The sequence below is a fragment of the Pseudomonas putida genome, from assembly GCF_003228315.1.
Taxonomy (GTDB): Bacteria; Pseudomonadota; Gammaproteobacteria; order Pseudomonadales; family Pseudomonadaceae; genus Aquipseudomonas; species Aquipseudomonas putida_S.
Genome location: NZ_CP029693.1, coordinates 2,818,948 through 2,841,022 on the forward strand (window position 1 = coordinate 2,818,948; position 22,075 = coordinate 2,841,022).

Sequence of the window (22,075 nt, forward strand, 5' to 3'; positions counted from 1 at the left end):
CCCTTCAGTCCCTGGACAAGGCAATCAAGAATCCCATCCAGCCGAAACCAATCAAGCGTTGCAGGTTGGAATGCCCGGGACGCAGCAGGAACCAGACAAAAAAGGGTGGCAGCAAAAACACCATGATTTTCAGCCACAGCTCCACCGGCCGCGGCCCTGCTGATGTCACCACTGGAACTTCGACTTGTGGCTCGGCCTCCGGTTTGCGCTGACGCCCGAAAGCCGCCGGACGTACCCGGGGCACGCTTTCATTGGTGGGTAAACGCCCGAACGAAATCGGCGTCTCCTGCTGCTTTGCCTCTGCCTTTGCAGCTTGCATTGTCCCCGTTGGCGCACCGCAATGAATGCAGGCCGGCGCCATCGAACTGATGCTTTGCTTGCATTCAAAACACTCAATCAACGCCATGTTCGTTCCCTGGAAATGCAAAAGCGGCAGTTTGCCATGAGATGGTCGGCAAATTGAACCTGATCGAAGGTCATATGCCCGCGCCATCCTGTTCGTATGCCCGTGCTAGCATATCGCGCATATTTGGAGGACCCATGGTCGAACACGATTTCCGCTACAGCCTGATGAACCCGCAACACACCCTCACTGAATGCCGTGCCCTGGTGCCGGGACGCTATCAGGTCACCGGCAACGGCGGCTCGATTCGTAATAACGATGTGCTGGTGGTCACCCTCAAGGGCGCCAAGGACCTGTCCATGCGCCTGACCGTCGAAACGGTTCGCCACTTGATCAACCCGCCCGGGCAATGGGTGGCGGTGGCCAGTGGTCCGGTGTTCGGCGAACTGGCGATCCACACCTGGCAGGTGAACTGCGACAGCTGCGCCAAGGAGCTGAGTTTCGAGTTCGCGGTCGACGCCAAGCTGGGCAACAAGGCCGAAAAGCCTGCCGCCACCGCGCGGATTGCCGAGCTGGGTTGGAAGTCCGTCGGCGAGAAACACCTGTGCCCGAAATGCCAGGAGCCTGCGTGATGAAACACCAAGCTCTGGCCGCGATGGTAGGTGCCGGCCTCATGGGCTGCGCCGCCGAACCGGTGCAATTGCAACAGAACCGTAGCTACATTCTGGAGTGGATCGGCGAACGCCCGCTGATGGATTACAGCCACCTGACCATCACCCTCGGTGAAGACGGTCGCGCCTATGGTAATGGCGGCTGCAACCACTGGTTCGCGCCGTACACCCTCGAAGGCGACAAGCTGTCCTTCGGCAAGATCGGCAGCACCCGCAAACTCTGCGCGCCGGCGCTGATGGAACAGGAAAAACGCTTCCTGCAAGCCCTGGAACAAGTGCAGCGCTGGGACGTCTCGGAGATAGAGCAGATGCGCTTCTGGCCTGCCGAGGGCAAGCCGCTGCGCTGGTGGCTTGAAGAGGGTTGATTCCTTCTATCTGATCGTTCCCACGCTCTGCGTGGGAATGACGCCCGGGACGCTCCGCGTCCCTTCGCAAATTGTGACGCAGAGCGTCACAGGATGCATTCCCACGCAGAGCGTGGGAACGATCATCACTCAGGTCAATTTTTAGCCTGCAACGCCTCCAGCTTCGCCATCACCCCCGCCGCCGTCTGCTCCCCCATCAACTGTTCCCGCACCTTGCCCTTGTTGTCGATGATGTAGGTCACCGGCAATGCCTCGCTGCGCGGCAGTTCGAAAATCTCGGAAGGATCCTGCGCCAGCACGGTGAACTTGATGCCGAGTTTCTCGCTGGCATTTTTCAGCTCTTCGCCCTGTACATTGTCGAAGTTGACCCCGAAAACACCGATCTTCTTGTCCTTGAGCTGATCGGCCAAGGCGTTCAACTGCGGAATCTCGGTTCGGCACGGGCCGCACCATTCAGCCCAGTAATTGAGCACCAGCCATTGTTTGTCCAATCGATCGGAGGCGACCTTCTGCCCGTGTTGATCGGTCCCGTAATCGTTACCACACCCCGCCAGCATCAAAGCCCCGATGATCGCCAATGCCGCTGCCAATCGCCTTGCCATGTCGTGATCCTTGTCGAAAAAAGAATACTGCCGCGACCCATTGCCTCCCAAGGTTCTGGATTACGCGTTGCACAGTTAGAATAGCCGCCACCTTACACAACATGCGACCCGCCCATGACCGATCTGACGCTTTATCACAACCCGCGCTGCTCGAAATCCCGTGGTGCGCTCGAACTGCTCGAAGCCCGTGGCCTGACCCCGACCGTGGTCCGCTATCTGGAAACCCCGCTGGACGCCGCGCAAATCCAGAGCCTGCTGGCCAAACTGGGCATCGGTGCCCGGGAACTGCTGCGCACCGGCGAGGACGAGTACAAAACCCTCAACCTGGCGGACACCACACTCAGCGAAGCGCAATTGATCGCCGCCATCGCTGCCCACCCCAAACTCATGGAGCGACCGGTCCTGGCCGTCGGCGACAAAGCCATCATCGGCCGTCCACCGGAGCAGATCCTGGAACTGCTGCCATGAGTGCGCCGTACATTCTGATTCTGTATTACAGCCGCAGCGGTTCGACCAACGAAATGGCGCGACAGATCGCCCGTGGCGTGGAGCAGGCGGGCCTTGAAGCGCGACTGCGCACGGTGCCGGCGATTTCCACCGAATGCGAAGCCGTGTCGCCGGACATCCCGGACGAGGGCGCGCTATACGCCAGCCTCGACGACCTGAAAAACTGCGCAGGCCTGGCCCTGGGCAGTCCGACCCGCTTCGGCAACATGGCGGCGCCACTCAAGTATTTCCTCGACGGCACCAGCAACCTGTGGCTGACCGGCGCCCTGGTGGGCAAACCGGCTGGCGTCTTCACTTCCACCGCAAGCCTGCACGGCGGCCAGGAAACCACCTTGCTGTCGATGATGTTGCCGTTGCTGCACCACGGCATGCTGATCACCGGCCTGCCGTACAGCGAATCGGCGCTGCTGGAAACCCAGGGTGGCGGCACGCCATATGGCGCCAGCCATCACGCCGGGGCCGACGGCAAAAGCGGCCTGGATTCCCACGAAGTGGCGCTGTGCCGCGCACTGGGCATGCGCCTGGCCAAGACCGCACAGAAGCTGGAGGGCTGAGGGTGGCCAGAAAGCCGAAGATCCTCCCCGCCCTCGAATGGCTGGAACCCCGTGTCCGTGCGATGCGCGTGATCAGCCTGTTGTGCTTTTTCGGCCTGGTGGGGTTGCTGTGCATCTACTACCTGCTGGTCGCCGATCTGCACGGCGCCCGGCCATGGGTGATTTTGCTGATCGAGTTGGTGCCGCTGCTGCTGTTGGCGCCCGGCATGATCAGCGGCAGCCCGCGTGGGCATTCATGGATGTGTTTTGTGGTGAATCTGTATTTCATCAAGGGCGCATTGGCGGCATACGACCCGAATCGGCAGATGTTCGGCTTGCTGGAGATGGGCGCGAGCCTGGCGGTGTTCTGCTCGGCGCTGCTGTATGTGCGCTGGCGGCATCAGTTGAATCGCAAATTGGCTGGCGAGGGTGAAGTTTCCGTCGCCTGATACGACGCCATCGCTGGCAAGCCAGCTCCCACAAAGTTTGCGGTGATCACATTATTTGTGAACGACTTGAACCCTGTGGGAGCTGGCTTGCCAGCGATGGGCGCGATGCGGTCTCAATGATTGGCTGTGTAAGCCAGCATCATCGAAATCTGGCTCATCGGCCGCCCGCCACTTTCTTCATGCCACCGGTTGAACACCTCCTGTACCAACGCCAGATCGCGCAGGCTGCTCGGCACCTTGTCGATGATGTTCTGCGCATTCAACGCGGCGACCACATCGTAGCTCGGCACGAAGGTGTCCTTGCCAACCATGCGCAAGAAGCGTGGCGCCGAGAGACCACCCAATTGGCTGCCGCGTTTTTTCAGGAAGGTCCACAGCCCGACGATATCCGTCACCGGCCAATCGGCGAGCAGCGCACCGAAGCTGCCCTTTTCATGGGCCACATCGAGCACGAACTGGGCGTTGCGCGGCACGCTCTTGAGCTTGCCCAAGTGGCGGATGATCCGCGCGTCCTGCATCAGCCGCTCCAAGTGTTCGGCGCTCATCAGCACGACTTTTTCCGGATCGAACCTGAAGAACACTTCCTCGAAGGCCGGCCACTTGGCGTCCACCAGGCTGTGTTTCAGGCCGGCGCGAAACACTCGCAGGGCCATGGTCGACAGGAAGCGGTCATCGGTGATGTCGCGAAGTTGCGCAGGGGTTTTCGGAACGGGCAGATGGGCTTCCAGTTCAGCCGCCGAACCGAAGCGGTTCAGGCAGTACTCGTTCAGCCACTTGTAGTCGCGCATGCCCTCTCCTGAGGAATAGACAAAAAACCCGTAGGAGCTGAGCTTGCTCGCGATAGCGGTGTGTCATTCAACGGATTTGTTGACTGATACACCGCTATCGCGAGCAAGCTCAGCTCCTACAGTTTGATCAGAGGTTGACGACGTTGACGAAGCGCGAGGCCGCCGTTTCGTCGATCCGCAAATTGGTGAAATCGAACAGATTACGGTCCGCCAGTTGCGACGGGCTCACATTCTGCAGGCTGCGGAAAATGCTCTCGGTGCGACCCGGGGTCTTGCGATCCCAGTCCTGGAGCATTTCCTTGACCACCTGACGCTGCAGGTTTTCCTGGGAACCACAGAGGTTGCACGGGATGATCGGGAATTGTTTGAAGTCCGAATAGGCCTGGATGTCCTTTTCGCTGCAATAGGCCAACGGACGGATCACCACGTTGCGGCCGTCGTCGGCACGCAGTTTCGGCGGCATGGCCTTGAGTGAGCCGTTGAAGAACATGTTCAGGAAGAAGGTCTCGACGATGTCGTCGCGGTGGTGACCCAGGGCCATTTTGGTCGCACCGATTTCATCGGCGAAGGTGTAGAGCGTGCCACGGCGCAGGCGCGAGCACAGCGAGCAAGTGGTCTTGCCCTCGGGCACGAGCTCCTTGACCACCGAGTAGGTGTCTTTTTCGACGATGTGGTACTCGATGCCCAACTCTTTGAGGTAGGCAGGCAGCACGTGCTCGGGGAAACCCGGCTGTTTCTGGTCCATGTTCACGGCCACGATGTCGAATTTGATCGGCGCGACCTTCTGCAAGTGCATCAGCACATCGAGCATGGTGTAGCTGTCCTTGCCGCCGGACAGGCAGACCATGACCTTGTCGCCGTCTTCAATCATGTTGAAATCGGCGACAGCCTCACCGGCCTGGCGGCGAAGGCGCTTTTGCAGTTTGTTCTGGTTGACCGTAAGAGTGCCCATGACGCGAAATCCGTGAGGTGTGACGAAAGGCGCGCATTTTACGCAAAAACACCGCCAGGGCGAAGTGCCCGCTGTCCCCTCTCTCAAAGTTCCTCTGACAGTCCCAGAGGCGATTAACAGAGTGCTTTACAGCGCAATTTGCTCTAAGCCCCCTCACCTTGTGAGGTTAAGTCCTTCCTATACTGCGTCATAAGGTCGCACGCAAATCCAGACCTATGACGTACTTGGCCACTGGCCGTAGGCGCTCCACTGGGGGGCGACGGTAAAACAAGAGGAGTGACTGGCATGATCCATCACGTAGTGGGACTGTTCACCCACCCTGATCAGGAATGGAAAGAAATCCGTGGCGACCAGGAGGAAAGCATCAGCCACATGTACCTGACTCACACGCTGATTCTGGCGGCAATCCCTGCTGTTTCGGCGTTTATCGGCACCACCAAGGTCGGCTGGGTCATCGGCAGTCGAGCCCCCGTGATGCTGACGATGGAAAGCGCACTCTGGATGTCGATCATGTCGTACTTGGCAATGCTCGGCGGGGTAGCGGTGATGGGGGCGTTCATTCACTGGATGGCCCGCACCTATGATGCCAATCCGAGCCTGGCCCGTTGCGTGGCGTTTGCGACCTACACCGCGACTCCGTTGTTCATTGGCGGTCTGGCGGCACTTTATCCGCACTTGTGGCTGGGGATGATCATCGGTACCGCGGCCATCTGCTACACGGTCTACCTGTTGTATGTCGGCTTGCCGACGTTCATGAACATTCCATCTGACGAGGGATTCCTGTTTTCCAGTTCGGTTCTCGCCGTAGGCCTGGTGGTGCTGGTGGCCATCATGGCGTTCACCGTTATTGTCTGGGGACTCGGCGTGGGGCCGGTCTACACCAATTAGAAGCTCAACATAAGAATCAGATCTGCCGACACAGGCCGCCGAAAGGCGGCCTTTTAATGCCTGGTGCAACAGAAACGGCAACGACCACTCGGCGCATGGCCAATACGCAAGGGCCGAGGGTTGCGGCATACTCGACGTCTCTGGAGATCCATCAAGCATGCCCGAGCAACTCAATACCCGCGTCGAAGACTGTTTCCAACTCGCCGAATCCTTTTTCAAACGACCTTTCAAACGCCCCGTGGTGAGCCTCAAGCTGCGCGGGCAAAAAGCCGGTGTCGCGCATCTGCACGAGAACCTGCTGCGCTTCAATCCACAGCTGTACCGGGAAAACACCGAGGACTTCCTCAAGCAGACCGTGGCCCACGAAGTCGCACACCTGATCGCCCATCAACTGTTCGGCGACCGCATCCAGCCCCACGGTGAAGAATGGCAATTGATCATGCGCGGTGTGTACGAACTGCCGCCCAATCGCTGCCACACCTACGACGTCAAGCGCCGCAGCGTGACCCGCTATATCTACAAATGCCCGTGCCCGGATAGCGACTTTCCGTTCTCGGCGCAGCGTCATGGGCTGGTGAGGCAGGGGCGGCGGTATTTGTGTCGGCGGTGCCGCAGCACTCTGGTGTTCAGTGGGGAGATGCGGGTCGAATAGCAGGGCGACTGCACTGGCCTCATCGCGGGCAAGCCTTGCTCCCACAGGGATCAGCTTTGCTCACAAAACCTGTGAACGACTCCGATCACCGTGGGAGCAAGGCTTGCCCGCGATGAGGCCGCTACAGTCTCTAGAGGATCACCTTGGCTCGCCGTAAATCCTCTATCCGCTCAGCACTGAACCCCAACTCCCCCAACACCTGCTCCGTATGCTCTCCCAACGCCGCACCAATATGCCTCGGTTGCGGCAACCCTTCTGAAAACTTCAATGGACACGCGATCTGCGCCTGGCTCGAGCCGTCGCCCCGAGGTACCTGGGTGACCAATTCCCGCGCCTGCAACTGCGGATGGCGCACCGCTTCCCCCAGACTCAACACCGGCTCGACACAGGCATCCAGCTCGGCGAACAGCGCGCACAATTCGGCATAGTCGTGTTTCTCGAACTCGGTCTTGAGAGCGTCCTTGAGCTTTTTTTGCTGCGCCGGTTGCGGCGACAAACCCAGGCCCGCCAGCTCTTCCAGGCCAAGGGCCACGCACAATTGCTTCATGAAATCCGGCTCCAGGCTGCCCACCGATAACCAGCGGCCATCCCGAGAGCGGTAATAGTCATAGAAGCTGCCGCCATTGAGCACCTGGTCTTCCCTGCCCGGCTCGACGCCACAGGCCAGGTAGCCGGCACCGGCCATGGCGTTCAGGCTGAACGCACAGTCGGTCATGCTGATATCCAGATGTTGCCCCTGCCCGGTCTGCTGCCTCGCGATCACTGCCGCCAGCAGGCCGATCACCCCGTGCAGCGATCCGCCAGCCACGTCCGCCATCTGCGCCCCCAAAGGCAGAGGCCCGCTGTCGGCGCGGCCGGTGTAACTCGCAAGCCCAGCCAGCGCGAGGTAATTGATGTCATGGCCGGCGCGATCCTTGTAAGGCCCGGTCTGGCCATAGCCGGTAATCGACACATAAATCAGCTTCGGATTGATCGCTTTCAGCGCCTCATAACCCAGCCCCAGGCGTTCCATGACGCCGGGGCGGAACTGCTCCAGCACAATGTCGTAGTCCTTGAGTAGTTGCCTGATCACCTCCAGCGCCTCGGGCTGCTTGAGGTCCAGGGCGAGGCTGCGCTTGTTGCGGTTGAGGTAGGCATGACTGGCCGACACACCCTGATCGTGAGGCGGCAGCACCCGCAGCAGGTCCATCCGGGTCGGCGACTCGATGCGCAGCACCTCGGCGCCCATGTCCGCCAGCAGGAGCGAGGCAAACGGCCCCGGCAGCAGTGTCGAAAAATCCAGAACCTTGAGTGATGCCAGTGGACCGAGCATGGGTGTTCTCCCTAAACGATGCTTCAGCCTAGGCAGCCGAACGCCGTGGAGCAATCACCTTATGCGCCAGTTGCACTGGCCGTTGCGCTCAAATCCTGGGCAAGAAAAAACCCGCCGAAGCGGGTTTTTCATACAGCCAAATGACTTTTAGCGCTTATTTGACGCTGCTGGCGGTCGGCGCATGCGCCACTTCCAGGCCATCTTCGGTGCGCTCGTCGGCGATGCCACGACCGCCAGAAGCCAGCTCGGAATGCAGCACGTCGGTGTCCAGCTCCTTGACCCACTTGGCCACAACGATGGTGGCAACGGCGTTACCGATCAGGTTGGTCAGGGCGCGGGCTTCGGACATGAAGCGGTCGATACCGAGGATCAACGCCAGGCCGGCAACCGGCAAGTGGCCCACGGCGGACAGGGTCGCGGCCAGTACGATGAAGCCCGAACCGGTCACGCCCGCAGCGCCTTTGGAGGACAGCAGCAGTACCACCAGCAGGGTGATCTGGTGCGTGATGTCCATGTGCGCGTCGGTTGCCTGGGCAATGAACACCGCCGCCATGGTCAGGTAGATCGCGGTACCGTCGAGGTTGAACGAGTAACCGGTCGGGATCACCAGACCCACGACGGATTTCTGTGCGCCCAGGCGCTCCATCTTGATCAGCATGCGTGGCAGCACCGATTCCGAAGACGAAGTACCCAGAACGATCAGCAGTTCCTCACGGATGTAGCGGATCATTTTCAGCACGCTGAAACCGTGGGCACGAGCGATACCGCCCAGCACGATCAGGATGAACAGGACGCAAGTGATGTAGAAGCAGGCCATCAGCTGACCCAGTTGTACCAGCGAGCCAACGCCGTAGGCGCCGATCGTGAAGGCCATGGCACCGAAGGCACCGATTGGCGCGAGCTTCATGATCATGTTGATGATGTTGAACATCACATGGGCAAAACGATCGATGAAGTCCAGCAGCGGCTTGCCGTAAGCACCCAGGCGATGCAGGGCGAAGCCGAAGATCACCGAGAACATCAGCACTTGCAGGATGTCGCCCGTGGCGAATGCGCCGACGATGGTGGACGGGATAATGTTCATCAGGAAGCCGATCACGCTCTGATCAGCGCCTTGAGCCACGTAGGTCGCCACTTTCGAGGCATCCAGGGTGCTCACATCGATGTGCATGCCAGCGCCTGGCTGCACGATGTTGACCACGACCAGGCCCACCAGCAATGCGATGGTCGAAACGATTTCGAAGTACAGGAGTGCATAACCGCCGGTCTTGCCGACCGACTTCATGTTCTGCATGCCAGCGATACCGCTGACGACGGTGCAGAAGATGATGGGAGCGATGATCATTTTGATCAGCTTGATGAACCCGTCACCCAACGGCTTCACGGCCACGCCGAGCTGTGGATAGTAGTGACCGAGCAAAATACCGATGACAATTGCGACGATCACCTGGAAATACAGGGATTTGTACAGTGGCTGACGAGTCGTCATTGCAAAGTTCCTCAAGAGTGCGCGTGGACAACATCCATCTGTTGACCACGAGACCTCATTTGCGAACCCTCCTGCACTGGAGGGATTTGTTTTTCGAGCTGCGCGACGGCAGGCATCTGCCCGTTACATCGCAAGGCCCGTGCCACCTTGCGCGAAATCCCTGCAAGCCTTTTGATATCAAGGGTTACAGGTTTTTCCTTGACTGCAAGCAGCTACAGCTTCGTGGCGGATTTCCGCCCATTGACCTGAACGCCTCCTGCAATTTGGCGGATATCCGCCTTGTTCACAGCTTCAAACCGCAGCTACCATCCGTCGCTCAATGGATGGATTGACCTGTCATGCGCGAACGCACCATCGCCAGTCATTTCGCCCGCGCCGCCCTGCGCGGCGCGCAACGGCAAGGCTACGACTACTCGGAGCTGTTGCAGCAATTGGGGATCAGCCCCGAGTTGCTCGACGAGCCGCGGGCGCGTATCGCACCGGAGCAGTTCACCCGACTGCTGCAAACGCTGCGGCTTGCGCTGAACGACGAATACCTGGGTTTCGGGCAAGGCCGCAGCGTTCCGGGCAGCTTCGCGATGATGTGTCATGCGGTGATTCATTGCCGCAACCTGGAAAAGGCGCTCAATCGCGGCTTATTGTTTTATAGCCTATTCCCCGATGCCCCGCGCCTGACGGTGACCCGTGAAGGCGAAATGATTCGCCTGTGCCTGGATGATTCGCAGCTTTGGGATCCGGATCACTTTCTCAGCGAATGCCTGCTGGTGACCTGGCACCGTTTCGGCAGCTGGCTGATCGGCCAACGCATTCGCCTGGAGCAGGCCACGTTCAGCTACCCGCGACCGGAACACGGGGCGGAATACGATTTGCTGTTCTCGTGCCCGCTGGTTTTTGCCGAAACAAAGAGTGGCACCGCACACAGCAGCCTGCTGTTTCACAGTCGCTACCTGAACATGCCGTTGCTGCAGGACGAACGCACCCTCAAGCATTTTCTCGAACGCTCGCCGGCCGACCTGTTGTCGCGTCCGGATGACGGCCATAGCCTGAGCAGCCAGTTGCGGCGCCTGCTCAGTCGTGACAGCGCACGCTGGCCGGACCTGGACGCCGTGGCCGCGCACCTGCACATCAGCCCGCAGACGCTGCGTCGGCATCTGCGCGAGGAAGGCACCAGCTTTCAGGAATTGAAGGATCAGTTGCGGCGCGATATTGCGATCTACCACCTGAGCCGCAACGACCTGCCCTTGCAACAGATCGCCGAACAGCTGGGGTTTTCCGAGCCGTCGGCGTTTCATCGGGCGTTCAAGAAGTGGACGGGGCTTACGCCGGGGGCCTACAGGGCTCAGGAAAGCTGAGCTTTGTGGTGGGGCGACTGGCCTCTTCGCGAGCAGGCTCGCTCCTACAGAGGATAGCCATCGCGACATAGATCCATTGTGGGAGCGAGCCTGCTCGCGATGAGGCCCTAAAGAGCGCCATCCAACTCCCGGTCAAACCACCGGAAAATGAATCCTGAACGCCGCACCGCCCATGGGCGAATCCCCCAGGGTCAACTTGGCGCTGTAGCTTTCGATGATGTCCTTGACCACAGCCAGGCCGATGCCTTGCCCGGGATGCTGGCGGTCCAGGCGCTCGCCCCTTTGCAGGATTCGCGCGCGCTGGTCGGGCGGCACGCCGGGGCCGTCGTCCTCGACGCATAACTCGATGCCGCTCAGGGTCTGCCGCACGCTGATACGCACTTCGCCCAGGCACAGCCGATAAGCGTTCTCCAGCAGGTTGCCCATCATTTCCAGCAAGGCGCCCTGCTCTATCGGCACGTAGCACTCCTGCGGCAGATCCAGCGTCACCCGCACACGCTTGTCGCGATAGACCTTGTCCAGGGTGTCGCACAGGCTTTGCAGCACCGGGCGCAAATGCACCTGATGCCGCACCAGACCGCTCTTGCGCAGGCTGGCGCGTTGCAACTGATAGCTGATCTGCTGGCTCATGCGTTCGATCTGGGTTTGCAGAACCCAGGCCTGGTCGCGATCTTCGGGGCGCTGTGCCATGTCTTCGCTGACCCCTTGCAGCACCGCCAGCGGGGTTTTCAGACTGTGTGCCAGATCGTCCAGGGAATCGCGGTAACGGCTGCGTTGTTCGCGCTCACTGTGCAGCAGGCGGTTCAGCGAGCCGGTCAGGCGCAGCAGTTCGCGGGGATGTTGTTCACTGAGGCTTTCGCGGGCGCCGCTTTCGATTTCGTCCAGCTCCTGGCTGAGCCGGCGCAACGCGCGCAAGCCCCAAGTCAGGCCAATCCACAACAGCGCCAGCAGCACCAGCAAGGCGGCGCCAAAGCCCAGATAGAGATTCTCCCGCAGGCCCTCGAGGGTCACTTCGTATTCGCGAACCGGCTGCAGGGCGACGATGCTGAACGCCGCGCTCTTGCCGCCGAGCAACTTCACCTCGACGTCGTAGACGAAAAACTCCTGGCCATTGGGTTGGCGGATTCTCGCGAACTCGTTGCCGCGTCCGTCATAGCGGGGTTTGTAATTGATGTCGTCTTCCTGGGTGCCTCTGGAGCGCCAGACCAGGTGACCCTCACGGTCATAGATGTAGCCGAGCAAACGGCTGTCGGTGAAATTGAAGCGTTCGTCCGGCAGTTGTGCCGGCATCTGCAGGTGGTTGTTCTCCACCCTCGCGGCAGAGATCAACGTAGTGACATCGGATGCAAGGCGCTGCTCGATGGAGTCCTGCAACGCCAGGCTGAAGGCGCCCTGCATCGCCGGCAGCAGCGCCAGCATGAACAACACCGCCAGGATCGTGGCGGCGAGCATCAAGCGAACGCGTAGTGAGCGAATCAAGTGCAGCGCTCATTGAACAGGTAGCCAAGTCCGCGAACGGTATCGATCGGTTTGAAGCCGGCAGGCCCCTCGAGCTTGCGCCGCAGACGCCCGACCAGCACTTCGATCACGTTCGGATCGCGCTCGTCGTCATCCGGATACAACTGCTCCATCAGGCGGTCCTTGGCCACCACCTGCTGGTGATGACGCATCAGATATTCGAGGATGCGGTATTCGTAGGCGGTCAGCGCCAGCGGCTGATCGTCGAGGGACGCCTGCTTGCGATTGAGGTCCAGCACCAGCGGCCCGGCGACGATGGTCGACTGGGTGAAACCGCTGGAACGGCGCAACAGGGCATTGAGCCGAGCTTCGAGTTCTTCGAACTGGAACGGTTTGACCACATAGTCATCGGCGCCAGCGGCCAGGCCTTCGACCTTGTCCTGCCAGTTGCCGCGGGCGGTGAGGATCAGGATCGGAAAGGTCTTGCCCCGCGAGCGCAGCTGGCGAATCAGGTCCAGGCCACTCATGCCCGGCAGGCCGAGATCGATCACCGCCAGATCATGGTTGAACTGTTCGGTCTGATACAACGCCTCCTCGGCATTGGCCACGGACTCGACCACGTGACCACTTTCGGTCAGGCGGGTTTGCAGGTGATGGCGCAGCAGCGCTTCATCTTCGACGACCAGCAGTTTCATAACGCTCTCCTGCACATCAACAGCTCCAGGGTTGCCACGCTCTTGTGAGAATGTTCTCAAGGGGATCATTCAACGTCCTGCATCACGACTGACCGGTCATACCCGTTAAATCGTAGCGGCCCATGAGATCCTGCTCGAAAAGTTTAATGCCATTGTGGGATACCGACACCTTGTCATACGTGGCGTAATAACCGTTGTGGCTGTTCTGTCGGGGCAGATGCGCGCCCCAGGTGCTGTCTTTGGCAACCGCTGCCCCTACGTTCGAGTACTTCAGAACGGTGGACTTTCTGGCCTTGTTGCCAGTCTGTCCGCTTCCAGGCCAGGTGAAGCCATTGTCGGCAGCATGAGCTGCTGCACTGACGCCCAGGACGGTGAATGCCAGAATCAGGTTTTTCAAGCCAGTCATAGGAAGGTTCCTCATGCGCCATACGCGTGTTGGTAGAGGCCGTTTCGGTAGCCGCAAGATTACGCACCCGGCCCTGAACTGCCCCTGAACGCACTCTGAACCATTGCTGAATCAACCCGCGCCACAAAAATCCCGGACACTACCCAGTCATGAGGCAAACCGGCAAAATGCGCGACATGAATGTCTTACCTGCCCTACCCGCCTGCTGCACTCCCCTCAATGCCCACTGGCCGCTGCCGTTCCTGCTGCCTGATACGGTTCTGCTGAGCACCCACTTCGATGCCTCGCAATTGCGCGGCGATGACTTCCAGAGCAGCGCCATCGAGGCACCTGCGAGCATTCAACGCTCCGTCGCCAAACGACAGGCCGAATTTCTCGCTGGGCGAATCTGCGCAAGGGCCGCCTTGCAACAACTGGAAGGTTTGAGTTTCAACCCGGCCATCGGTGAAGACCGGGCCCCGGTCTGGCCGGCGCATATCACAGGTTCCATTACCCACAGCACGGGTCGCGCCGCGGCCATCGTCGCGAATAAAAGCCATTGGCGCGGCCTCGGCATGGACATGGAAAACCTGCTCAATGCCGAACGTGCCGAACGCCTGGCCGGAGAGATCCTCACCGCGCCCGAACTGCAGCGCATGGCGGCGGGTCGTCGCGATCAACTGGCGCTATGGGTGACCCTGACCTTCTCGGTCAAGGAAAGCCTGTTCAAGGCGCTTTATCCGATCGTTAAACAGCGTTTCTACTTTGAGCACGCGGAGGTGCTGGAGTGGACCGAAGCCGGTGAAGTGCGTCTGCGGTTGTTGACCGACCTGTCCGGTGAATGGCGCAGCGGTACCGAGCTTGACGGGCAGTTCGGGGTGAAGGATGGGCAGTTGTTGAGTTTGGTGAGTATCAAGGCCTGAGGTTTCGTAGCGAACATTCTGGCCCTATCGCGAGCAGGCTCGCTCCTACAGGGGATTTGTGAATGACACAGTTCCAGTGTAGGAGCGAGCCTGCTCGCGATGGGGTCCTCGAACAAAACAATAATCTCAGCGCTTCTCCTGATTTCTCGGCCAGCTCAGGCTGAAACACGCCCCGCCCAGGCTTTTGCTCTTGCTGATCAATGCCCGGCCGTCGTGCCAATGAATGATGCGCCGGACAATGGACAAGCCCAGTCCATGTCCGCCCGATGCACGGGTGCGGCTGTCATCGAGGCGCAGGAACGGGGTGAAGATTTTTTCCCAGGCGATTTCCGGCACGCCCGGCCCGTCGTCTTCAACATCCACCCGGCAGCGCTGTTGCCCCACCTGATAGCTGATGGTCACCCGTGATTGCGCGTGGCGCATGGCGTTGCTGACGAGGTTCTGCAGCGCCCGGTGCAAGTAGCGTGGCTCGGCCTCGACCCAGGCGTCGTCGCAATCGGCGGCGGACAGGCACAAGCCTCGCTGCACCGTGATCTCCAAGCGTAGCGGCGCCAGTTCCTCAATCACTTGATTGACCAGGGCATCGAGATCTATGCGCTGGAAGTTCAGGGCCGGCGAGCCTTGCTCCAATCGCGCATAGGTCAGCATTTCATCGACCAGACGGTCGAGATCCTCGATGTCGTGATCCATGCTCTCGCAGTATTTTTCCAAGGCCTGCGGGGTGGTGGCCGAGCCGATCATTTCCAGGCCAAAGCGCAAGCGTGCCACCGGCGTGCGCAATTCGTGGGACACGGCACGCACCAGCTCCCGCTGAATCGCCAACAGTTGTTGCAGGTGCTCGGCCATGCCATTGAACGCAGACGCCAGTCGCCCCACGGAGTCAGCCCCGCGTGCCGGCACACGGGTTTCCAGGCTGCCCTGGGCGATCCGTGTAGCCGCCGCTTCCAGACCGCGCAGGCGGCGCTCCAGCTGACGCACCAGCAGGTAGACGATCAGCCCGATCAGGGTCAGGCCCAGCGCGGCGATCAACACCAACCATTCCGGCGGATAAGGGTTCATCTGATACAACGGGCCGATTTCCAGCACCCACGGCGTGCCGACCATGCCTGCAAACACTCGGATCGAATCGCCGCCCTTGCCCAGCGCCATCACCGTGTCGCCTTCGGACACACGACGGCTCTGGTCTTCGTCCATATCGGCGTCTTCCACCGTCACCAGACGCAAATCGAAGCCAAAGCCCTTGTCCTGCTTCAATTGCGCCAGCCGCACCGGTTGCTCACCGACGGGGTAACGCACGAGTTCGTCGGCCAACAGGTAAATCGTCGCCCGGGCCAATTGCTCGCTGATCTGCTGCACTTCGCCCGTGAGTACGAGTTGCTCCTTGTCGCTGACCAGGCGATAGACCCTCGCCGCGTGTGGGCCGGTCTGCTCCACCAGCGCCTGGCCACGCAACACGCGGGTGCGCTGGGTCAGGTCGAGGTCGGTCTCGCTGAAGGTTTTCAACGCCAAGGGAATCCCAAGCAGCCGCTCCCATACCAGCAACGAACGCTGGCGCTCGGTCCGGGTCATCGGCTGCAGGTTGTCGGCCATCAGCGAGAACGTGCCGTGGGCCAGACGCTCGCGATACTGCTCGCCGCGCACCTGATTGAGCATGTGCAACGCCAGCACGCCAAGCACCGCCACCAGAATCAGTGCGGCGCACATGCCGCCATAGATGCGCAGGAAGATCGAGTTCACAGGGACGAGTCTGCGCAGGCCTCGGGAACAAACAGATAGCCCTTGCTGCGAATGGTCTTGATCAGACGCGGATGGTCCGGATCATCGCCGATTTTCGGGCGGATGCGCGAAATGCGTACATCGATGGAGCGGTCCTGGCCGTCATAGCCGATGCCGCGAAGCGCGGTGAAGATCTCTTCCCGGGACAGAATGCGCCCGGCGTTGGCGACCAGCAGCCAGAGCAAATCGAACTCGGCACTGGTCAACTCGATGCCGTTGTCATGGAGCCAGGCTTCGCGCAGGGCGTTATCCACCACCAACGGGCCGAACTGCAGACGTCGCTGTTTCTCCGGGGCCGCTTCCGGCGTTTCACTGCGGCGCAACAGCGCCTGGATACGCGCCAGCAGCAAACGCGGACGCACCGGTTTGCATACATAGTCGTCGGCGCCCAGGTCGAGGCCGAGAATCTGATCGGTATCGTCGGTGCGCGCGGTAAGCATCAGAATAGGCCCGTCATAACGATCGCGGACCTTGCGGCAGATACTCAGGCCATCTTCGCCGGGGAGCATCAGGTCGAGGATCACCAGGTCCGGTTGCTCCTTGATGATGCGCTCTGCCGCCAGGGCGCCATTGCCCTCGATCAATACGCGCAGGCCATTGGCTTGCAGATAATCACGGGTCAGATCGGCCAGACGCTGATCGTCCTCCACAATCAATATCTGCCAGGCTTGTTGCTCCACGGGTGACCTCTACTTGCCAAGAACGCTAATAAGGAAGGATCTGCCCGTCTTTTTGTAATGTTTTGAGAGGTAAAATCTCCTACGGGCTGGCCGATTGTATAAACGTCGCCCGCGCAGAACACAAGCCGCTAAATGCGTTCGGACAAGGCGTTTTTTTGTGATAGGGTTCGCGCCCTTAAAAATCCATCCGGCTGTTTTCAATCGAAGAAAATGGCTGAAAAAAAGTCCGGTCCAGCAGCATCGCGGCCTACACGCCGATTCGCTCTTTCACACACAATTTACGCACAGGCTTATCCACAGGTAGTACGTTGCAATCCCTCCCCCAAACGCATTATCTTGTAGCCCTGCGCCAAAAAAACCCTACATGTAGGGTTTTGCGCAAAAAACCAAACACAAACCGGACCGCAATTTCAAGGGCTTTTCTTGCCACTATCCGGTTGAACCAAACGTAATTTCGCAAGACCAAACCGCGCACGCGGATGGCTACTGTATTTCGGCCCTGAGCGGTGAAAACGGTACGGGTGTTGCAGTCCCAACTGTCACCTGAAAGGACCCCGGTCTCAGGCCCAAGGCGTGAGACCAAAGACTTCGGCATGGAAGCGGCGCCCCAATAGCACCCTTCCTACTGTCCCGAAGTTGTTATGCCCGGCCTTTGCCGGTTGTAGTGCTTCAGGACGGAACGGTGGGCACCTTGATGGTGCCCAAACAAACATAGAGAACGTGGAGACACCCATGCAAACCGACACAACTCGCGAGAACCCGCAGGGCACCTTGCCGCAGGCCGCCGATTCGACTTCGGATCTGTCCGCCACCGCGCCTGGCCAGCTTCGCGTGATCAAGCGTAACGGCACTGTCGTTCCTTACACCGATGACAAAATCACCGTCGCCATCACCAAAGCGTTTCTTGCAGTTGAGGGCGGCACCGCTGCCGCTTCGTCGCGAATCCACGACACCGTTGCCCGCCTGACCGAACAGGTCACCGCCACCTTCAAGCGTCGCATGCCATCGGGCGGCACCATCCACATCGAAGAAATCCAGGACCAGGTCGAACTGGCCCTGATGCGTGCCGGCGAGCAGAAAGTCGCGCGCGACTACGTGATCTATCGTGACTCCCGTGCCAAGGAGCGCGCCGCACACTCCCCGGCCGAAGAAACCGTCAACGCTCACCCATCGATCCGTATCACCCGCGCCGACGGCAGCCTGGCGCCGCTGGACATGGGCCGCCTGAACACCATCGTCACCGAAGCGTGTGAAGGCCTGGAAGAAGTCGACGGCGACCTGATCCAGCGCGAAACCCTGAAGAACCTGTACGACGGTGTGGCCCTGAACGACGTCAACACCGCCCTGGTGATGACCGCCCGCACCCTGGTTGAGCGTGAGCCAAACTACTCGTTCGTAACCGCCCGCCTGCTGATGGACACCCTGCGTGCCGAAGGCCTGGGCTTCCTCGGTGTTGCCGAGAGCGCCACCCACCACGAAATGGCCGACCTGTACGCCAAGGCCCTGCCTGCCTACGTCGCCAAGGGTGTGGAATACGAGCTGCTGAACCCTGAGCTGGCCAGCTTCGACCTGGAAAAACTCGGCAAGGCAATCAACCACGAGCGCGACCAGCAGTTCACCTACCTGGGCCTGCAAACCCTGTACGACCGTTACTTCATCCACAAGGATGGCGTGCGCTTCGAACTGCCGCAGATCTTCTTCATGCGCGTGGCCATGGGCCTGGCGATCGAGGAGAAAGACCGCGAAGCCCGTGCCATCGAGTTCTACAACCTGTTGTCGTCCTTCGACTACATGGCTTCGACTCCGACCCTGTTCAACGCCGGTACCCTGCGTCCACAGCTGTCGAGCTGCTACCTGACCACCGTGCCGGACGACCTGTCGGGCATCTACCACGCGATCCACGACAACGCCATGCTGTCGAAATTCGCCGGTGGCCTGGGCAACGACTGGACGCCGGTTCGTGCACTGGGTTCCTACATCAAGGGCACCAACGGCAAATCCCAGGGCGTCGTGCCGTTCCTGAAAGTGGTGAACGACACCGCCGTCGCCGTTAACCAGGGTGGCAAGCGCAAAGGCGCTGTCTGTGCCTACCTGGAAACCTGGCACATGGACATCGAAGAGTTCATCGAGCTGCGCAAGAACACCGGTGATGACCGTCGTCGTACCCACGACATGAACACCGCCAACTGGATCCCTGACCTGTTCATGAAGCGTGTCTTCGATGACGGCAAGTGGACCCTGTTCTCGCCATCCGAAGTTCCGGACCTGCACGACCTGACCGGCAAGGCCTTCGAAGAGCGTTACGAGTACTACGAAGCCCTGACCGAGTACCCGGGCAAGGTTAAGCTGTTCAAGACCATCCAGGCCAAAGACCTGTGGCGCAAGATGTTGTCCATGCTGTTTGAAACCGGCCACCCATGGCTGACCTTCAAGGACCCGTGCAACCTGCGCAGCCCGCAGCAGCACGTTGGCGTGGTCCACAGCTCGAACCTGTGCACTGAGATCACCTTGAACACCAACAAGGACGAGATCGCCGTTTGCAACCTGGGCTCGATCAACCTGCCGAACCATATCGTCAATGGCCAGCTCGACACCGCCAAGCTGCAACGCACCGTGAATACCGCCGTGCGCATGCTCGATAACGTGATCGACATCAACTACTACTCGGTGCCGCAAGCGAAGAACTCCAACTTCAAGCACCGTCCGGTCGGCCTGGGCATCATGGGCTTCCAGGACGCGCTGTACCTGCAGCACATTCCTTACGGTTCCGATGCCGCCGTTCAGTTCGCCGACACGTCCATGGAAGCGGTCAGCTACTTCGCCATCCAGGCGTCCTGCGACCTGGCTGACGAGCGTGGCTCGTACGAGACCTTCCAGGGTTCGCTGTGGTCCAAGGGCATCCTGCCGCTGGACTCGCAACAGATCCTGATCGAAGCCCGTGGCCAGAAGTACATCGATGTCGACCTGAAGGAAACCCTGGACTGGGCACCGGTTCGCGCCCGTGTACAGAAAGGTATCCGTAACTCGAACATCATGGCCATCGCTCCGACCGCGACCATCGCCAACATCACTGGCGTTTCGCAGTCGATCGAACCGACCTATCAGAACCTCTATGTGAAATCGAACCTGTCGGGCGAATTCACCGTGATCAATCCGTACCTGGTTCGCGACCTCAAGGCTCGCGGTCTGTGGGACTCGGTCATGATCAACGACCTGAAGTACTACGACGGTTCCGTGCAGCAGATCGAGCGCATCCCGCAAGAGCTCAAAGCGCTCTACGCGACCGCGTTCGAAGTGGACACCAAGTGGATTGTCGACGCGGCAAGCCGTCGTCAGAAGTGGATCGACCAGGCTCAGTCGCTGAACCTGTACATCGCTGGCGCTTCGGGCAAGAAGCTGGACGTGACCTACCGCATGGCCTGGTACCGTGGTCTGAAAACCACTTACTACCTCCGTGCCCTGGCCGCGACCAGCACCGAGAAGTCGACCATCAACACCGGTAAGCTGAACGCTGTCTCCGCCGGTGGTAACCACGGCGACGACTCGGTCCTGGCGGCTCCAACCGCTCCGGCCGGCCCGGCTCCAGTGCCAAAGGCCTGCGCCATCGACGAGCCGGATTGCGAAGCTTGCCAATAAGCTGAGCTGACAGGCGCTGAAAGGCGCCTGGCCTGAAACCCCCGATCAGTCCTCTGGATTGTCGGGGGTTTTCTTTTGCCTCTTTAAAATCTAAAGATCGCAGCCTCGTTTCGCTCGACAGAGTATCTACAGGAGATCGCATTTCAATGTAGGAGGTGTCGAGCGAAGTGAGGCTGCGATCCCTTGATCTGACAGCCATAAAAAAACCCCTCTTGCGAGGGGTTCTTCTTCCAGCCATCAGCCAGCAAGCATCAAGTCATCTGAATGATGGTCTGCATGATGGTGCTCTGGGTGGAGATGGTCTTGGCGTTCGCCTGATAGTTGCTCTGCGCCTTGATCAAGTCGACCAGTTCGTTGGTGACGTTGACGTTCGACTCTTCCAGGGAGTTGGAGTGGATCGAACCCAGAGTGCCAGTTTCCGGTGCATCGTAACCCGGGATGCCCGAGGCGTAGGTTTCTTTCCAGCTGGTACCGCCCACAGGCTGCAAGCCTTGTTCGTTGGTGAAGCTGGCCAGTGCCAATTGACCGATCGGCTTGGTCTGATAGTTACTGAAGTTGGCTAGCATTACACCGCTGCCGTCGATGGTCAGGTTGGTGATCTGGCCAGTGGCGTAACCGTTCTGCGCAGGAATCGAGCGCGCGGTGTCAGCGTTGAACTGAGTGGTGTTGGCCATGGAAATGGTCACACCGGCAGGGTCGGCGGCGGCGCCGTTGGCAGCCCATACACCATTGGTGACTTTACCTGGCACCCAGTTGGTGATTTTCAGGTCACTGCTGATAGTCGACGTTGGCGGAACAGTCGGCGGCGAAACCGGAGTACTGACCGATACCAGCTTACCGCTGGTATCGAAGGTCATGGTCGAAGGGATCGGCGGGGTCGGCGTGGGCGTGGTGCCCATGGGATCAGTACCATCCGGATTACGACCATCGATCAGGGTGTAGGTATCCCAGGTGTTTGGACCTGTTTTAACCATGTACTGATCCATGGTGTGCTGGTTACCCTGGGTGTCGAAAATCGGGGTACTGAACTGCTTGGTGAAGGTGTCAGGCTTGGCCGGATCGAACTTGTTGGCGGCAACGGTCTGATCGATGATCGCAGCCGTGGAGTTCAGGTTGATCGTCGACGACACGGTGGTCGTGGATTTCGGTGCTAGGTTGGAAGTATCGATACGCAGATCCTTCAACACGCCATTGACGATCTTGCCATTGGCGTCCACGCCATAACCCTGCAGGCGCGCGGTGCCGTCGGAGTTGGTGACGTAGCCTTCCTTGTCGACCTTGAACGTACCGGCACGGGTGTAGGACAGCGAACCGTTGTTGTTCAGGACGAAGAAGCCGGAGCCGTTGATACCCATGTCCAGCACGTTGCCGGTATTGGTGATGTCGCCTTGGGTGAACTGCTGGGAGACGTTGGCCAGGCGCACACCGCTACCGACGGTCTTGCTGCCCGAACCCAGCTTGGTCGCCGAGTACACGTCTTCGAATTCCGCACGGGACGATTTGAAGCCGGTGGTCGCCACGTTGGCGATGTTGTTGCCGGTCACGTCCAGTTGCTTGTTGGCAGCATAGAGACCGCTAAGGCCGATGTTGAAAGACATATTCCACTCCTTTGTGCCGGG

22 protein-coding genes are annotated in these 22,075 nt (G+C 59.9%); 10 read left to right on the plus strand and 12 right to left on the minus strand.

What is annotated here, in order from left to right:
• Positions 1 to 4: 4 nt before the first annotated feature.
• Positions 5 to 406, minus strand: coding sequence for a hypothetical protein (locus DKY63_RS12985; RefSeq protein ID WP_110964464.1), 402 nt, complete (start codon positions 404 to 406; stop codon positions 5 to 7).
• 134 nt (positions 407 to 540) lie between these two features.
• Here DKY63_RS12985 and DKY63_RS12990 point away from each other — a divergent pair, with 134 nt between their 5' ends.
• Positions 541 to 975, plus strand: a complete 435-nt coding sequence (locus DKY63_RS12990; RefSeq protein WP_084321985.1) for a hypothetical protein — start codon at positions 541 to 543, stop codon at positions 973 to 975.
• Positions 975 to 1,379: an META domain-containing protein gene (locus tag DKY63_RS12995; RefSeq protein WP_110964465.1), complete on the plus strand. Its 405-nt coding sequence runs from the start codon at positions 975 to 977 to the stop codon at positions 1,377 to 1,379. The genes DKY63_RS12990 and DKY63_RS12995 overlap by 1 nt, the downstream gene beginning before the upstream one ends.
• A 134-nt stretch (positions 1,380 to 1,513) precedes the next feature.
• On the opposite strand, the gene DKY63_RS13005 is transcribed toward DKY63_RS12995, so the two are convergent.
• A complete protein-coding gene (locus tag DKY63_RS13005) occupies positions 1,514 to 1,981 on the minus strand; it encodes a TlpA disulfide reductase family protein (protein ID WP_110964466.1) in 468 nt (155 codons plus the stop codon).
• A 114-nt stretch (positions 1,982 to 2,095) separates the two neighbouring features.
• On the opposite strand from DKY63_RS13005, the gene arsC reads away from it, so the two are divergent.
• The 3 genes from arsC to DKY63_RS13020 are packed head-to-tail and all read left to right on the plus strand — an operon-like array spanning position 2,096 to position 3,470.
• The gene (gene arsC / locus DKY63_RS13010) at positions 2,096 to 2,449 is read left to right on the plus strand and encodes an arsenate reductase (glutaredoxin) (protein ID WP_110964467.1); all 354 of its coding nucleotides are present in this window, start codon (positions 2,096 to 2,098) and stop codon (positions 2,447 to 2,449) included.
• Positions 2,446 to 3,042, plus strand: a complete 597-nt coding sequence (gene wrbA / locus DKY63_RS13015) for an NAD(P)H:quinone oxidoreductase (protein WP_110964468.1) — start codon at positions 2,446 to 2,448, stop codon at positions 3,040 to 3,042. Before arsC ends, wrbA begins: the two co-directional genes overlap by 4 nt.
• A gap of 2 nt (positions 3,043 to 3,044) precedes the next feature.
• Positions 3,045 to 3,470: a DUF2069 domain-containing protein gene (locus DKY63_RS13020; protein WP_110964469.1), complete on the plus strand. Its 426-nt coding sequence runs from the start codon at positions 3,045 to 3,047 to the stop codon at positions 3,468 to 3,470.
• A 113-nt stretch (positions 3,471 to 3,583) separates the two neighbouring features.
• On the opposite strand, the gene DKY63_RS13025 is transcribed toward DKY63_RS13020, so the two are convergent.
• Positions 3,584 to 4,258 carry a DNA-3-methyladenine glycosylase I gene (locus DKY63_RS13025; protein ID WP_110964470.1) on the minus strand — a complete coding sequence of 225 codons (675 nt, stop codon included), beginning with the start codon at positions 4,256 to 4,258 and terminating at the stop codon, positions 3,584 to 3,586.
• A 127-nt stretch (positions 4,259 to 4,385) separates the two neighbouring features.
• Entirely contained in the window at positions 4,386 to 5,210 is an 825-nt protein-coding gene (gene ttcA, locus DKY63_RS13030) for a tRNA 2-thiocytidine(32) synthetase TtcA (protein ID WP_110964471.1), read from the minus strand.
• 285 nt (positions 5,211 to 5,495) lie between these two features.
• Here ttcA and DKY63_RS13035 point away from each other — a divergent pair, with 285 nt between their 5' ends.
• Together DKY63_RS13035 and DKY63_RS13040 are read left to right on the plus strand one after the other, a co-directional pair.
• Positions 5,496 to 6,098: a Yip1 family protein gene (locus DKY63_RS13035; protein WP_110964472.1), complete on the plus strand. Its 603-nt coding sequence runs from the start codon at positions 5,496 to 5,498 to the stop codon at positions 6,096 to 6,098.
• 157 nt (positions 6,099 to 6,255) lie between these two features.
• Positions 6,256 to 6,750, plus strand: coding sequence for a SprT family zinc-dependent metalloprotease (locus tag DKY63_RS13040; protein WP_110964473.1), 495 nt, complete (start codon positions 6,256 to 6,258; stop codon positions 6,748 to 6,750).
• A gap of 130 nt (positions 6,751 to 6,880) precedes the next feature.
• Here the strand turns inward: DKY63_RS13040 and DKY63_RS13045 are convergent, their stop codons facing one another.
• Positions 6,881 to 8,062, minus strand: a complete 1,182-nt coding sequence (locus DKY63_RS13045) for a CaiB/BaiF CoA transferase family protein (protein WP_110964474.1) — start codon at positions 8,060 to 8,062, stop codon at positions 6,881 to 6,883.
• A gap of 154 nt (positions 8,063 to 8,216) precedes the next feature.
• The gene (locus tag DKY63_RS13050; RefSeq protein WP_110964475.1) at positions 8,217 to 9,551 is read right to left on the minus strand and encodes a dicarboxylate/amino acid:cation symporter; all 1,335 of its coding nucleotides are present in this window, start codon (positions 9,549 to 9,551) and stop codon (positions 8,217 to 8,219) included.
• Positions 9,552 to 9,889: 338 nt separating this feature from the next.
• Between DKY63_RS13050 and DKY63_RS13060 the strand changes: the two genes are divergently transcribed.
• On the plus strand, positions 9,890 to 10,903 hold the full coding sequence (locus tag DKY63_RS13060; protein WP_110964477.1) for an AraC family transcriptional regulator: 1,014 nt from the start codon (positions 9,890 to 9,892) through the stop codon (positions 10,901 to 10,903).
• Positions 10,904 to 11,035: 132 nt separating this feature from the next.
• Here DKY63_RS13060 and DKY63_RS13065 read toward each other — a convergent pair whose 3' ends face one another.
• From DKY63_RS13065 to DKY63_RS13075, 3 genes are all read right to left on the minus strand, one after another.
• Complete coding sequence (locus tag DKY63_RS13065) at positions 11,036 to 12,382, minus strand: ATP-binding protein (RefSeq protein WP_110964478.1); 1,347 nt, start codon at positions 12,380 to 12,382, stop codon at positions 11,036 to 11,038.
• Complete coding sequence (locus DKY63_RS13070; RefSeq protein WP_110964479.1) at positions 12,379 to 13,056, minus strand: response regulator transcription factor; 678 nt, start codon at positions 13,054 to 13,056, stop codon at positions 12,379 to 12,381. The genes DKY63_RS13065 and DKY63_RS13070 overlap by 4 nt, the downstream gene beginning before the upstream one ends.
• Before the next feature lie 82 nt (positions 13,057 to 13,138).
• Entirely contained in the window at positions 13,139 to 13,462 is a 324-nt protein-coding gene (locus DKY63_RS13075) for a hypothetical protein (protein ID WP_110964480.1), read from the minus strand.
• Between the two features lie 176 nt (positions 13,463 to 13,638).
• Between DKY63_RS13075 and DKY63_RS13080 the strand changes: the two genes are divergently transcribed.
• Positions 13,639 to 14,364, plus strand: a complete 726-nt coding sequence (locus DKY63_RS13080; RefSeq protein WP_204354329.1) for a 4'-phosphopantetheinyl transferase family protein — start codon at positions 13,639 to 13,641, stop codon at positions 14,362 to 14,364.
• A 126-nt stretch (positions 14,365 to 14,490) separates the two neighbouring features.
• Here the strand turns inward: DKY63_RS13080 and DKY63_RS13085 are convergent, their stop codons facing one another.
• Both DKY63_RS13085 and DKY63_RS13090 read right to left on the minus strand, forming a co-directional pair.
• The gene (locus DKY63_RS13085) at positions 14,491 to 16,101 is read right to left on the minus strand and encodes an ATP-binding protein (protein ID WP_110964482.1); all 1,611 of its coding nucleotides are present in this window, start codon (positions 16,099 to 16,101) and stop codon (positions 14,491 to 14,493) included.
• Positions 16,098 to 16,820 (minus strand): response regulator, encoded by a 723-nt coding sequence (locus DKY63_RS13090; RefSeq protein WP_110964483.1) that lies wholly within the window; start codon positions 16,818 to 16,820, stop codon positions 16,098 to 16,100. Before DKY63_RS13090 ends, DKY63_RS13085 begins: the two co-directional genes overlap by 4 nt.
• A gap of 732 nt (positions 16,821 to 17,552) precedes the next feature.
• Here DKY63_RS13090 and DKY63_RS13095 point away from each other — a divergent pair.
• Positions 17,553 to 20,456: a ribonucleoside-diphosphate reductase subunit alpha gene (locus tag DKY63_RS13095; RefSeq protein WP_110964484.1), complete on the plus strand. Its 2,904-nt coding sequence runs from the start codon at positions 17,553 to 17,555 to the stop codon at positions 20,454 to 20,456.
• Positions 20,457 to 20,707: 251 nt separating this feature from the next.
• On the opposite strand, the gene flgE is transcribed toward DKY63_RS13095, so the two are convergent.
• Positions 20,708 to 22,054 carry a flagellar hook protein FlgE gene (flgE, locus tag DKY63_RS13100; RefSeq protein ID WP_110964485.1) on the minus strand — a complete coding sequence of 449 codons (1,347 nt, stop codon included), beginning with the start codon at positions 22,052 to 22,054 and terminating at the stop codon, positions 20,708 to 20,710.
• Positions 22,055 to 22,075: the final 21 nt, after the last annotated feature.